The 13,149-nt window shown below is 69.6% G+C and carries 13 protein-coding genes; 2 read left to right on the top strand and 11 right to left on the bottom strand.

The window, feature by feature from the left end:
- Window positions 1-175 precede the first annotated feature (175 nt).
- On the bottom strand, window positions 176-2,329 hold the full coding sequence (locus FVQ89_RS03420) for an ATP-dependent Clp protease ATP-binding subunit (RefSeq protein WP_147900502.1): 2,154 nt from the start codon (window positions 2,327-2,329) through the stop codon (window positions 176-178).
- A 159-nt stretch (window positions 2,330-2,488) separates the two neighbouring features.
- Here FVQ89_RS03420 and FVQ89_RS03415 point away from each other — a divergent pair, with 159 nt between their 5' ends.
- On the top strand, window positions 2,489-2,878 hold the full coding sequence (locus FVQ89_RS03415) for an SHOCT domain-containing protein (RefSeq protein ID WP_187264879.1): 390 nt from the start codon (window positions 2,489-2,491) through the stop codon (window positions 2,876-2,878).
- A gap of 17 nt (window positions 2,879-2,895) precedes the next feature.
- Here FVQ89_RS03415 and FVQ89_RS03410 read toward each other — a convergent pair whose 3' ends face one another.
- The 10 genes from FVQ89_RS03410 to FVQ89_RS03370 form a co-directional block, all read right to left on the bottom strand.
- A complete protein-coding gene (locus FVQ89_RS03410; RefSeq protein ID WP_147900501.1) occupies window positions 2,896-3,591 on the bottom strand; it encodes a potassium channel family protein in 696 nt (231 codons plus the stop codon).
- Window positions 3,592-3,646: 55 nt separating this feature from the next.
- Window positions 3,647-4,075, bottom strand: a complete 429-nt coding sequence (locus FVQ89_RS03405; protein ID WP_147900500.1) for a heat shock protein transcriptional repressor HspR — start codon at window positions 4,073-4,075, stop codon at window positions 3,647-3,649.
- The gene (locus FVQ89_RS03400; protein WP_147900499.1) at window positions 4,075-5,052 is read right to left on the bottom strand and encodes a DnaJ C-terminal domain-containing protein; all 978 of its coding nucleotides are present in this window, start codon (window positions 5,050-5,052) and stop codon (window positions 4,075-4,077) included. Before FVQ89_RS03400 ends, FVQ89_RS03405 begins: the two co-directional genes overlap by 1 nt.
- A gap of 15 nt (window positions 5,053-5,067) precedes the next feature.
- The gene (locus tag FVQ89_RS03395) at window positions 5,068-5,682 is read right to left on the bottom strand and encodes a nucleotide exchange factor GrpE (RefSeq protein ID WP_255513398.1); all 615 of its coding nucleotides are present in this window, start codon (window positions 5,680-5,682) and stop codon (window positions 5,068-5,070) included.
- Between the two features lie 5 nt (window positions 5,683-5,687).
- Window positions 5,688-7,547, bottom strand: a complete 1,860-nt coding sequence (dnaK, locus tag FVQ89_RS03390) for a molecular chaperone DnaK (protein WP_147900498.1) — start codon at window positions 7,545-7,547, stop codon at window positions 5,688-5,690.
- A gap of 118 nt (window positions 7,548-7,665) precedes the next feature.
- Complete coding sequence (locus tag FVQ89_RS03385; protein WP_147900497.1) at window positions 7,666-8,718, bottom strand: hypothetical protein; 1,053 nt, start codon at window positions 8,716-8,718, stop codon at window positions 7,666-7,668.
- Entirely contained in the window at window positions 8,715-9,335 is a 621-nt protein-coding gene (locus FVQ89_RS03380; RefSeq protein ID WP_255513397.1) for an ATP-binding cassette domain-containing protein, read from the bottom strand. Before FVQ89_RS03380 ends, FVQ89_RS03385 begins: the two co-directional genes overlap by 4 nt.
- Window positions 9,326-10,357: a hypothetical protein gene (locus tag FVQ89_RS14550; protein ID WP_255513396.1), complete on the bottom strand. Its 1,032-nt coding sequence runs from the start codon at window positions 10,355-10,357 to the stop codon at window positions 9,326-9,328. Before FVQ89_RS14550 ends, FVQ89_RS03380 begins: the two co-directional genes overlap by 10 nt.
- Entirely contained in the window at window positions 10,354-10,965 is a 612-nt protein-coding gene (locus FVQ89_RS03375; protein WP_147900495.1) for a hypothetical protein, read from the bottom strand. Before FVQ89_RS03375 ends, FVQ89_RS14550 begins: the two co-directional genes overlap by 4 nt.
- A 43-nt stretch (window positions 10,966-11,008) precedes the next feature.
- A complete protein-coding gene (locus tag FVQ89_RS03370) occupies window positions 11,009-11,317 on the bottom strand; it encodes a lactococcin 972 family bacteriocin (protein WP_147900494.1) in 309 nt (102 codons plus the stop codon).
- 194 nt (window positions 11,318-11,511) lie between these two features.
- Here FVQ89_RS03370 and FVQ89_RS03365 point away from each other — a divergent pair, with 194 nt between their 5' ends.
- Entirely contained in the window at window positions 11,512-12,912 is a 1,401-nt protein-coding gene (locus tag FVQ89_RS03365; protein ID WP_147900493.1) for an MFS transporter, read from the top strand.
- Window positions 12,913-13,149: the final 237 nt, after the last annotated feature.

Genomic DNA, 13,149 nt, shown 5'->3' with positions numbered 1-13,149 from the left:
CGCGGCGTGATACGCCGAGTCCCCCGTTCGGCATCTCAGGGGACCTGATCCGCGATCGGGGGACAGCCGTGCGGACCCCGCTCAACGTTCGGGGGGCAGACTGCGAGGCGTGTCACCTTCCGGGGGACGCCGCCGTAGCGCGGGGGCGCCGTGCGGCGACCGCCGTGCGCCGACCTCAGTCGTCGAAGCGCGACACCACCAGACCGCCGCCCGCGCGTTCGAGGTCGACGCGCACGGTGTCGCCGTCGCGTATGTCCCCCGCGAGCAGGGCGCTCGCCAGCCGGTCATCGATCTCGTGCTGCATGAGCCGCCGCAGCGGGCGTGCACCGTAGATCGGGTCGTAGCCGCGCTCCGCGAGCCACGCCCGCGCGTCGGGCGTGACCGCAAGCTGCAGGCGTCGCTCTGCGAGGCGGCGCTCCAGCCGATCGACGTAGAGCGACACGATCTGGCCGAGGTCGGCCTCCGACAACGGCGCGAAGATGACGATGTCGTCGAGGCGGTTCACGAACTCCGGCTTGAAGGCCTGCCGTACCAGCTCTTGGACGGCATCGTGCTTGCGGTCCCAGCTCAGCTCGCGGTCGACGAGCACCTGGCTGCCGAGGTTCGAGGTGAGGATCAGGATCGTGTTGCGGAAGTCGACCGTGCGCCCCTGGCCGTCGGTGAGGCGGCCGTCGTCGAGCACCTGCAGAAGCACGTCGAAGACCTCGGGGTGTGCCTTCTCGACCTCGTCGAGCAGGATCACCGAGTAGGGGCGCCGGCGCACCGCCTCGGTCAGCTGGCCACCCTGCTCGTAGCCGATGTATCCGGGAGGGGCGCCGACGAGGCGGGACACGGCGAACTTCTCGCCGTACTCCGACATGTCGATGCGCACGAGCGCCTTCTCGTCGTCGAACAGGTAGGCCGCGAGCGCCTTCGCGAGCTCGGTCTTGCCGACGCCCGTCGGGCCGAGGAACAGGAACGACCCTGTCGGCCGGTCGGGGTCGGCGATGCCGGCGCGCGTGCGGCGGACCGCCTCGGAGACGGCGCGCACCGCATCCCGCTGCCCGATCAGCCGCTTCGCGAGCTCGTTCTCAAGGTTCAGAAGCTTCTCGGTCTCGCCCTGGCGCAGCTTGTCGACCGGGATGCCGGTCCAGGCGGCCACGACCGCGGCGATGTCCTCGTCGGTCACCTGGTCGTTGACCATGCGCGGGCCCTGCTGCTCCATCGCCTCCGCCCGGAGCAGCTGGTTCTCGATCGCGGGGATCGTCTCGTAGTTGAGCTTCGAGGCGTCCTGATAGCGCTGCTCGCGCATGGCCCGGTCGAGTTCGATGCGCGCGTCGTTGAGGCGCGACTTCAGGTCGCCGACGCTGTGCAGCGTGTGCTTCTCTGCCTGCCAGCGCGTCTGCAGGGCGTCGAGTTCCTGCTCCTTCGCGGCCTTGTCGGCGCGCAACTTCTCGAGGCGCTCACGCGAGGCCGCGTCCTTCTCCTTCTTGAGCGCGAGCTCCTCGATCGTGAGGCGGTCGACTGCGCGCTTCAACTCGTCGATCTCGACGGGCGAGGAGTCGATCTCCATCTTGAGCCGGCTCGCCGCCTCGTCGATGAGGTCGATCGCCTTGTCGGGCAGTTGCCGCGCAGTGATGTAGCGGTTGCTGAGCGCCGCCGCAGCGACGAGCGCGCTGTCGGCGATCGCGACCTTGTGGTGCGCCTCGTAACGCTCCTTGAGACCGCGCAGGATCGCGACGGTGTCTTCCACGGAGGGCTCGCCGACGTACACGGGCTGGAAGCGCCGCTCGAGAGCCGCATCCTTCTCGATGTACTCGCGGTACTCGTTGAGGGTCGTGGCCCCGATGAGCCGCAGCTCGCCGCGCGCGAGCATCGGCTTCAGCATGTTCGCCGCCGCGACGGACCCCTCGCCGCCGCCCGCGCCCATGAGCGTGTGCAGCTCGTCGATGAAGGTGATCACCTGGCCGTCGGACTCGTCGATCTCCTTGAGCACGGCCTTCAGCCGCTCCTCGAACTCGCCGCGGTACTTGGCCCCCGCGACGAGAGCCGCCAAGTCAAGCGCCACGAGCTGCTTGCCCTTGAGGGAATCGGCGACATCGCCCGCGACGATGCGCTGGGCGAGCCCTTCCACGACGGCAGTCTTGCCGACGCCCGGCTCGCCGATGAGCACGGGGTTGTTCTTCGTTCGCCGAGTGAGCACCTGGCTGATGCGGCGGATCTCGGCGTCGCGCCCGATCACGGGGTCGAGCTTGCCGCTCTGCGCGATCTGCGTGAGGTTGACGCCGTACTGCTCCAGAGCGCTCTTCTGCTCCTCCTGTGTGGAGGGGGCACCCTGCATGTTGGCCATGGTTCTCCGTCGGTCGAAGTTGAGTGTCGGGGACTCAAGTTTAGCGTGCGCGGGTGGCGAATGCACGCCTCAGATCGCCATGGATGCGTTCGCCTCCGGGGTGTAGAAATGGGCCAAGGCGTCTCGCAGGGAGGCCGCCGCCAGAAAGGAACCACCACGATGTCTTTCCTCAACAACGTCTGGGATCTGATCCTCCTGATGTTCTGGATCTTCGCGTTCATCGCCTACCTGTTCGCGATCTTCTCGATCATCGGCGACCTGTTCCGCGACAACACGCTCAACGGCTGGTGGAAGGCACTCTGGATCGTCTTCCTCATCTTCCTGCCCTTCCTCACGGCGCTCGTCTACCTGATCGCCCGCGGACGGGGCATGGCGGAGCGCAGCCAGCGACAGGCCGACGCGCAGGCGCAGATCGCCGAGAAGTACATCCGCGACGTTGCTGGAACGGCCACCCCGACCGACGAGATCGCCAAGGCGAAGGCGCTGCTCGACGCGGGCGCGATCTCCCAGGCGGAGTTCGAGTCGCTGAAGGCCAAGGCGCTCTCCTGAGCTGAGCGCCCGTCCGACTATGACCGCGCGCCCGCGTCCGGCCTCTCAGGTCCGGCCGGGTGCGCGGTCTCGTCGTCTCGGGGCGGGTTCACGCGGTCGCCCAGGTAGCTGACCACGAGCGCGGAGGTGGAACCGATGATGCCGACACCTCCGATCATCAGCAGGATCGTCCAGAGCCGACCGATCACGGTCACGGGGTAGAGGTCGCCGTATCCCACCGTGAAGAGCGTCACGCACGCCCACCAGAGCGCGTCCGGCAACGTGAGGATCACCGCGCCATCCGCATCCCGCTCGGCGACCAGCACCGCCAGCGACATCGAGTAGACGAAGACGACGGCGAAGGCGACCATCAGGATGACGACCCGCAGGCGCTGCGCCGAGCCCGTGCGACGCCGGAAGTACGGCACGCTCGCGAGAAACCGCAGCTGCACGACGGGACGCAACGCGGGCAGGATGGCCGCGACGAGGTCCGGCACGCTCTTGGCCACGAACGAGACGCGGTCGCCGGCAAGCGCGAGGCGCACGATGTAGTCGACGATGAAGGTCAGCCAGACGAGCAGTAGCACGATGATCGCGACAAGGCTCGTCACCGAGACCCGTCGCTCGTCGATCGCGACGACCGTCCATGCCGCGAGGTAGACGAACGCGAGCGCGATGAACGGAACGCGCGTGCGCTCCTCCCAGCGGATCCTGCGAGCGTCATCCCTCGTCACGCGGGCATTCTCCCGGTTCCGGGGGGCGAGTCGGAGCCACCGCGCCGGGCGGACGTCAGGTGCGGTCGCGACCGTCGCCGAGCGCTCGCCAGACGACGATCTGGTTCTGCTTGCGCACACGGGTGCCGGCGCGGAGCGAGACGACCTCGCCCTCCGCACCCGCCGCGAACACGCGACGGCCCGGTCGGTTGAGCAGCTCGTCGGCGAGCGCGGCCTCGAGTTCCCGGACGCGGGTCGAGAGCGTCGCGACCTCGTTCTCGAGCTCGAGGATCCGGCGGATGCCCTCGAGGTTGAGACCCTCGGCCGAGAGACGCGCGATCTCGCGCAGCTGAACCACGTCGCGCATCGAGTATCGACGCGACTTCCCCGCAGTGCGCTGCGGGGTGACGAGCCCGAGACGGTCGTACTGCCGCAACGTCTGCGGATGCATCGCCGCGAGCTCCGCCGCGACGGCGATCGGGAACAGCGGCGTCGACTCGTCCATCACCGTCGCGCCTTCTCCAGGAGGTCGGCGCGCGGGTTCTCGTCCGGCAGGCTCGCCGCGAACTCCTCGAGGCGGCTCTTCGCCTCCGCGGAGAGGTGACTCGGCACGGCGACCTGCACGGTCGCGAGCAGGTCACCCGTGCCCTTCGCCGTCTTCACGCCGCGGCCCTTCACGCGCAGCACCCGCCCGCTCGGGGTGCCGGGCGCGACGCGCAGTCGCACCGGGTCACCGTCGAAGGTCGGCACCTCGATCGTGGCGCCGAGTGCAGCCTCGGCGAAGGTCACGGGCACATCGAGACGCAGATGCTGGCCGTCGCGCTCGAACACCGGGTGCGGCCGCACCGTGACCGTGAGCACGAGGTCGCCCGCCTCGCCTCCGTCGGGGCTCGGCTGGCCCTTGCCCCGCACCTTGATCTTCTGGCCGTTGGCAACTCCCGCGGGGATCTTCACCTTCGTCGAGCGCCCGCCGGGCAGCTGCAACGTCACGGTGTCGCCCTGGATGGCCGTCGCGAAGTCGAGGGTCGTGGTCGCGGTGATGTCGCCGCCGCGGACCGGGCCGCCGTATCCGCGGTAGCCGCCCGTGGGGTTGCCGAACCCGCCGCTGCCGAACATCCCGCCGAGCAGGTCCTCGAACCCGCCCGCGCTGTAGCTCGTGCGCGTGCGGGGTCCGCCGCCGGCTCCGAACATGCCGCCGAACACGTCCTCGAATCCGCCCGCGCCGCCGCTCGTGAACCGCGCACCGGATCCCATCGCGCGCACCTGGTCGTACTCCGCACGCTCCGACGGATCGGACAGCACGGAGTACGCCTCGCTGATCTCCTTGAAGCGCGCCTCGGCGGCGGCATCACCCGGGTTGGAGTCCGGGTGATACTGCCGCGCGAGCTTGCGGTACGTCTTCTTCAGCTCCGCCTCGGAGACGTCCTTGGAGACGCCGAGCACGGCATAGAAGTCCTTGTCGAACCAGTCCTGACTGGCCATCGGACCCCTCTCGGGTTATTCGGATGCGGGCACGCTCACCGCGACCTTCGCGGCGCGGATGAGACGGTCGCCCAGCGCATAGCCGGTCTGGATGATGTCCTTGACGGTCTCGCCCTCGGCGCCCTCCTCGGGCACCTGGACGACGGCCTCGTGGAAGTTGGGGTCGAACGGCTCCCCGACCTCGCCGACACGGCGCAGCCCGTACCGCTCGAATCCCGCCCGGAGCTTCTGAGACACGAGCATGAGCGGTGCACCCTCGACGAGGTCGCCGTGAGCGTCGGCCCGATCGAGGTCGTCGATCACCGGGAGAAGCGAGCGGATCACCTCAGCGATCACGGCCTCGCGGTTCGCGGCGCGGTCGCGCTCGACGCGCGTGCGGAAGTTCTTGAGATCCGCCTGGGCCCGCGCCGCGATCTCGCGGTACTCGGCCACGAGGTCGCGCTCGGCGTCGGCGAGCAAGGCGAGGTCGTCGTCCGACAGGCCGTCGTCACCGCCCTCGGGCGCCTTGTCGTCGGCCGGGGCGTCGGCCGCGGGAGCAGGGGTCTGCTCCCGCGGCTCGCCCGTCTCGGGGTCGATCCGCCGCTTGTCGTGGACCTTGGGTTCCTCGTCGTCGCGGTCGTTCTCTGCCATGGGCTTTACTTCTTCTCGTCCTCGTCGTCGACGATCTCGGCGTCCACCACGTCATCGTCATCGGTCGTGGGCTGCTCGGAGTCACCCGCGGGCGACGGGCCAGCAGCGGCCTCGGAGCTCGCCTGGTAGATGGCCTCGCCGAGCTTGGTCTGGCTCTGGTTGAGCTTCTCGAAGGCCGAGCTGATCGCGGCCTCGTCCTCGCCCTGCAGCGCGGTCTTCAGCTCGTCGATGTCGGCGCGGACCTCGGACTTCACGTCGTCGGCGATCTTGTCCTCGTTCTCGGAGATGAGCTTCTCGAGCGAGTAGACGAGCTGCTCGGCGCTGTTGCGGACCTCGGCCGCCTCACGACGAGCCTTGTCTTCAGCCGCGTGCTCCTCGGCCTCGCGCACCATGCGGTCGATGTCGTCCTTCGGCAGCGAGGATCCGCCGGTGATCGTCATCGACTGCTCCTTGCCGGTGCCCTTGTCCTTCGCGGAGACGTGGACGATGCCGTTCGCGTCGATGTCGAAGGTGACCTCCACCTGCGGAACTCCGCGGGGGGCGGGGGCGATGCCCGTGAGCTCGAAGGTGCCGAGCGCCTTGTTGTCGCGGGTGAACTCGCGCTCGCCCTGGAACACCTGGATCGCGACCGACGGCTGGTTGTCGTCGGCGGTCGTGAAGGTCTCGCTGCGCTTGGTCGGGATGGCCGTGTTGCGCTCGATGAGCTTCGTCATGATGCCGCCCTTGGTCTCGATGCCGAGGCTGAGGGGGGTCACGTCGATGAGCAGCACGTCCTTGCGCTCGCCCTTGAGGACGCCCGCCTGGAGGGCCGCACCCACGGCGACGACCTCATCCGGGTTGACACCCTTGTTGGGCTCCTGACCGCCGGTGAGCTTCTTGACGAGCTCGGTCACGGCGGGCATGCGCGTGGATCCGCCGACGAGCACCACGTGGGCGATGTCGCCGACCTTGATGCCGGCCTCCTTGATGACGTCGTCGAAGGGCTTCTTGGTGCGGTCGAGCAGGTCGGAGGTCATCTGCTCGAACTGGGCGCGGCTGAGCGACTCGTCGAGGTTCGCCGGTCCGCTCTCGGTGAGCGAGAGGTAGGGCAGCTGGATGCTCGTGGACGACGAGGAGCTGAGCTCCTTCTTCGCCTGCTCCGCGGCCTCCTTGAGACGCTGGAGGGCGATCTTGTCGCCCGAGACGTCGACGCCGGTCGTGTCCTTGAACTTCTTGATGAGGTGGTCGACGATGCGCTGATCCCAGTCGTCGCCGCCGAGGCGGTTGTCGCCCGCGGTCGAGCGCACCTGGATCGTGGAGAAGTCGTCGTCCTTGCCCACCTCGAGGAGGGAGACGTCGAACGTGCCGCCGCCGAGGTCGAAGACGAGGATCAGCTCATCCTCCTTGCCGCGGTCGAGGCCGTAGGCGAGCGCGGCCGCGGTGGGCTCGTTGATGATGCGCAGGACGTTGAGGCCCGCGATCTCGCCGGCCTCCTTGGTGGCCTGACGCTCGGCGTCGTTGAAGTACGCGGGGACGGTGATGACGGCATCCGTGACGTCCTCGCCGAGGTACTGCTCGGCGTCGCGCTTGAGCTTCTGGAGGATACGCGCCGAGATCTCCTGCGGCGTGTACTTCTTGCCGTCGATCTCCTTCTTCCAGTCCGTGCCCATGTGGCGCTTGACGGACGAGATGGTGCGATCGACGTTGGTGACGGCCTGGCGCTTCGCGGTCTCGCCGACGAGCACCTCCCCGTCCTTGGTGAAGGCGACGACCGACGGGGTCGTCCGGAAGCCCTCTGCGTTCGCGATGACGGCGGGCTCGCCGCCCTCGAGGACGGAGACCACGGAGTTGGTGGTACCGAGGTCGATACCGACTGCTCGAGCCATGTGTGTACTGCTCCTTGATAGCGTTGATCGGCTCGCGGGATTGAGCCGGGACCTGTCAAGTTTGCATCGCCCGCTCGAGGTTGTCAAGAAAGTTGAGTCGGGCTGACTCAACTCCGCGTCAGCGGTCCCGGAAGTAGCGGAGCAGTTGATGCTCGCGGATGGTGGCGACGCCCGCGCCGACGCCGGTGATTCCGCCCGCGAGGGAGGCGAGGGCGACCCGCGCGCCGACCGTGAGCAGCGCCATCCGGTCGCCGTAGGCCTCGGGGGCTACGGCGAGAGCCGTGAGGCCGAGGGTCAGGAGCAGGGCGGGCGCGAGCCAGCACAGCGCCTGCGCGTGGACAATCGCCGCGATATCTCGACGGCGCGCCCCGGCGTGGAGGTCGGAGGCGAGCGCGAGGCGACGCAGCCTGACCGACACCACACCGAGCGCGGCGAGCGCGACGAAGGCGACAGCCGGCACTGCGGACGTGATGCGCGCCTCGAGCTGCGCGGTCCCGTCGAAGCCGCTGCCGAGGCTCGTGTTCAGCTGCCCGAGCCGAGGTGCCTCGTGACCCTGCTCGGCCGTCGCCATCAGCAGACCGCGCACGACGTCGGAGGGAGGCCACGCGAGTACCCAGCACTCGTCGAAGGGGGCTCGTCCGGTCGTCTCGAGGAACACCGACCACCCGAGTCCGGCGCGCGACCCCTCGGCCTGGGGCGGCACGATGCCGCCGACCCACAACGGACCCTCGGCCGTCGAGACCCTGTCGCCCTCGCGTGCACCGATCGCCTCGGCCACCTCGCCCGCCACGGCGGTACCGGGCGCGGATGCGTCGAGCACGCCGCCGAAACCGGGGGTCGTCTCGTAGACGGTGATGGGAGCATGCGGAAGGGCGTCGGCCGACAACCCCTCTGGGCGCTGTCGACTCGCCCCGGCCGCGACGACGCCGTCGATCGCGCCGAGCGCGCGGCACGCATCGCCGTCGATGCGGCCCTCGGCGGTGAGGATCAGGGTCGCGGCTCCGGACGCACGGAAGTCGCGCGCCTCCGCCACGAGTGCGCGGATCGCGAGGACGTCGACGAGGGAGAGCCCGCCCGCGATGAGGGCCGCGAGCAGCGCGAAGGTGACGACCCGCGCGGCGCCGGATGCCACATCCGCCGCGACCTCGCGCGCGATCGCCGCGAGCTTCACGCGACCTCCGCCGTGACGCCACGGCGGGCGAGGTCGAGGTGGTCGGTGCAGGCCTCGCGCGTCGCGGGGTCGTGGGTGGCGACGACGACGATCGCGCCGCGTCCGGCGAGTTCGCCGATCACCGCGTTGACGGTGCTGGCGGATGCGGGGTCGAGCTGCGCGGTCGGCTCGTCGACGAGCAGGAGCGCCGGCTCAACCGCCGCCGCGCGGGCGAGCATGAGTCGCTGCGACTCGCCGCCCGAGAGGGCTCGAAACGGGGTCAGGGCGCGGTGGCCGAGCCCGAACCTGTCGAGCAGCTCCGCAGCGGCCGCGTCGGCCTCGGCCACGTCGGCGCCGCGGGCGACGAAGGGGTATGCGACGAGGTCGCGTGCGGTGCGCCGAGGGGAGCCGTGCGGATTCTGGAACACCCAAGCGGTGCGCCCCGCGAATTCGCGCACAACCTCCCCCGCGGCAGGTGGTGTCCAGCCGGCGAGGATGCCGAGCAACGTGCTCTTGCCCGATCCGGATGGGCCGGTGAGCGCATACACACGTCCCTCCTCGAACTGCGTCGAGAGCTCACGAAAGAGCCACGGCCCGTCGCCGAAACGGTGACCGACCGCGTGGAGAGTCACCGGCACGGCGGCCCGTCCGTCGGGGCCGGCGCGAGCACCACGCGGGGTGCGGCGTCCGCGTCCGTGAAGGTCACGAACGAGCGGCCGAGCTGCGAACCGACGACGGTCAGCGCGACGGGCTTCCCGTCGGCGAGCACGCATCCGGATCCGCCGTCCAGCGCGTAGATCGCCGCGGGAGGCACCGCGGCAACCTCGACGGGTTCGGCGAGCGCAACCACCGCCTGCACCTCGAACCGGGTGGCGCCCTCGGCGAGCGCACCGCGGTAGGCGCCGCTCGCCGCGACGACGGATGCCGCCTTCGCGGGCAGGGATCCGTCGGCACCGAGAGGCAGTGTCTCGTCCCCGATGCGAAGTACACGATCGCCGTCGACCGCTCCCCCGAGCAGTTCGAGCTCGTCGAGTGCGGGAAGTCGGCGGGCGAACGCGACGGGTTCGTCGGGAGCGAGCGAGGCTCCCGTGAAGGTCGCACATCGCGCGAGTTCGGTGGACGCCCGCGGCAACCACACCACGCGCCCGAGCTCGATCGTCGACATCGATCCGGGCGGATCGCCGAGGAGCTTCTCGACCGCGGTGATGGTCGCGTTCGAGAGCACCTCGCCCTGACCCGCCCGAACCTTGAGCCGTGCAAGCTCCTTCTGCAGTGCCGCCACATCCGCTCCGCGGTCGCCGACGCGGAGGTCGCGCCAGAGGGGCGTGCGGGTGGCGACGGCGAGCACTGCGCGGCCGTCGACCCGGAACACGCGGGATCCGGATGCCCACACCGTGCCCGGCGCACAGTCGAAGCTCGTGACGCGACCACTGCCTGTGATCGCGAGCGGCAGCTCCGGGGCGACTTCGCCCGTGAGGCTCACCGTGCGCTCGTCCGAGAACAGCTCTGCCCCCACCGGAACCTCGACCGAGGTGGCCGCGGGTGCGAGCGTGGCCGGCGTCGCGCTGCCCACGGCCATCGCCGCCGTCGCGCCCACCGCGAGGCAGCTCCACGCGAGCAGGGCGATCAGCCCGACGAGCGTCGGCTTCGAGATGGTCATTCGGCGTCCTCCAGGAGGTCGAGCGGGTCGTTGTAGCACTCTCTGTACGCTTCCCTGCCCCCGACGGGATCGAGGTACGGCACGGACTCAGGTGAGGGCTCGTCGCGGCGGAAGTCGTCGACCGTGTAGCCGGGAGGCACCACCTCGCGATCGACCAGGCACTCGACGATCAGCTCGTCGAAGTCCAGCCCCTCGGGGTTGGTGAGGACGGAGTTGCGGATCCTGCTGATCGGCACCTCACCCGACTCGAGCTCGCAGCCGGCGAAGATCTCCTGCATCTCATCGCCGTCATGACCAGACGGGCCGACTCCGTACCCGCCCTCCGGTTCGAAACCGAGGAACTCCACCCCGTTGCGAGCGAAGCACGCGTCGATGCGCGTCGTCACCTCCGCCCACTCCTGGTCGGAGATCACCTCGTCGGCCAGCACGGCGCGCACGAAGTCCGAGTCCGTCTCCTGCCAGGCCTCGATGAACTCGGCCGCGTGCGGGCCGGCGAACTCGGGCATGGGTGCGGTGGCACCGGCGGTGCCCTCTCCGCTGGCTGGGACGAATCCGCCACTCGAGCAGCCCGCGAGGGCGACCGCCACAAGGGCGACCGCCGCGGACATCGCGATCCTGAACCTGTTCTCGATCATCGGTTCTGCGGCCGGATCAGTACGCGTACCACCATGCCTTGTTGCCGCCATAGCTCGTCGCCCTCTCGATCTCTGCCGTCTTGCCGGCGGGAGCGTCCTTCGACCGGTACTGGGTGCCGTTGTGCACCTGCACGGTCGAGCGGTGCTTCTTCGACGGGTGGTAGTAGTTCGAATACACGTAGACGGTGTTGGCCGGCTCGTAGACGCCGTACGACCACTTGCCCCCGCCCACGTACTCCGTGGTGGCGTGCGCGGCGACCGCGCCGCCTGCGACCAGACCAGCGGCGACGATCGCGGCGATCCCCGCCCGAATGCGACCTCTCATGGCAGACCTCGTTCTCTCCGCGCCCCCACGAGCGCTGCGTGACGCCACGGTGACACGCCAAGCCCGCACTTAAGCGCGTTCTGTGGCAAATTAAGTGCGCCAGATAGCCCACTTACGTGGCCGAGCGACTCCCGCACACCACGATCGGTGATCACGTCCCCTGCTGTTCACCGTTGCGCAGTAGCGTTTCCCGCATGAGTGACCCGACCGGCAACGAAGCCGCGCGCGCGGCGTCCACACCCACACCGCCCGCCGCCGCCAACACCGGTGCGATCGCCGCGATGGGACTCGACCTGCAGGAGGGGCGCACCATCCCCCGCAAGCAGGTGTTCTCGTGGGCACTGTGGGACTGGGCGACGCAGCCCTTCAACACGGTGATCCTGACGTTCGTCTTCTCGGTGTACCTGACGAGCGACTACTTCCTCCCCGCTGGCGTCGAGCCGGATGCGAGCGGCGAGAACGCGCTCCTCACCTCCGGCCTCGGCTGGGCCGTCGGCGCCGCCGGGCTGCTCATCGCGCTGCTCGCCCCCGTGCTGGGTCAGCGTGCGGACGCCAGCGGTCGGCGCAAGCTGTGGCTCGCGTGGTCGACCGCGGTGCTCATCGTCACGACCGCACTCCTGTTCTTCATCGAGGCGGACTACGCCTTCTTCTGGTGGGGCGCCGCCCTCATCGGCTTCGGATCGGTCGTGAGCGAGATCGCGGGCGTCAACTACAACGCGATGCTCGTGCAGGTCTCCACCCCGAAGTCGGTCGGCCGCATCTCGGGCCTCGGATGGGGCTTCGGATACCTCGGCGGCATCGTCGCGCTCACGATCGTGATCGTCATGGACCAGGCCGACTGGTTCGGGCTGCCCACCGATGCGGGCCTCAACATCCGCGTCGTCGCGCTGGGTTGCGCGGTGTGGATGGTGATCTTCTCGATCCCGATCCTTCTCAACGTGCCCGAGGCGCCGCCCGCCGCCGGGCGCCCGCGGGTCGGGTTCTTCGCCAGCTACGGGGTGCTGGTGCGCGACATCGCGCGCCTGTATCGCGAGGCGCGTCCGACGTTCTGGTTCCTGCTCGCGAGCGCCGTGTTCCGCGACGGGCTCGCGGGAGTCTTCACCTTCGGGGCGATCATCGCGGCGACGGTGTTCGGCTTCGACCCGACGATGGTGATCCTGTTCGGTGTCGCCGCGAACCTCGTCGCCGGGGTGTCGACGATCATCGCGGGGCGCTTCGACGACCGGTTCGGGCCGCGCGCCGTGATCCTCACCTCGCTCGGGGGGCTCGTCGTGGCCGGACTCGTGGTGTTCATCGCCCGCGACGCCGGCGACGTGATCTTCTGGGTGTTCGGACTCGTCCTCTGCATGTTCGTGGGGCCGGCCCAGGCCGCCAGCCGCTCATTCCTCGCGCGCGTCACCCCCGCCGGTCGCGAGGGCGAGATCTTCGGCCTCTACGCCACGACCGGTCGAGCGGCGAGCTTCCTCTCGCCGTTGGCGTGGTCGGGGGCGATCGCCCTCTTCGGCTCGACCGCGTGGGGCATCCTCGGCATCGTGCTGATCCTGCTGGTCGGCTTCATGCTGATGCTGCTGGTCCCCCGCCAGTCCGCCTCCTGACCCTGCCCGCGTCCGTCTCGGTTGCCGCACCCGCCGTCGCCTCGGTCCCTGTCAGAAATGCAGGAGATTCTCCGGCCGAAGACCGGCGGTTCAGCCCCCAGCGGGGCCCTCACCCAACATCTCCTGCATTTCTCAACCTGAGCGCGTACGGGAGGTCAGCATCGTCGCGCGCCTCCCACCGCTCGGCATCTCCGGCGGCTGGGCCCCGAACGCTTGTCAGAAATGCAGGAGATCTTC

Source organism: Homoserinibacter sp. GY 40078 (assembly GCF_008017545.1).
In the GTDB taxonomy this organism is placed as follows: Bacteria; Actinomycetota; Actinomycetes; order Actinomycetales; family Microbacteriaceae; genus Homoserinibacter.
This window is presented reverse-complemented; position numbering and strand designations above follow the sequence as displayed.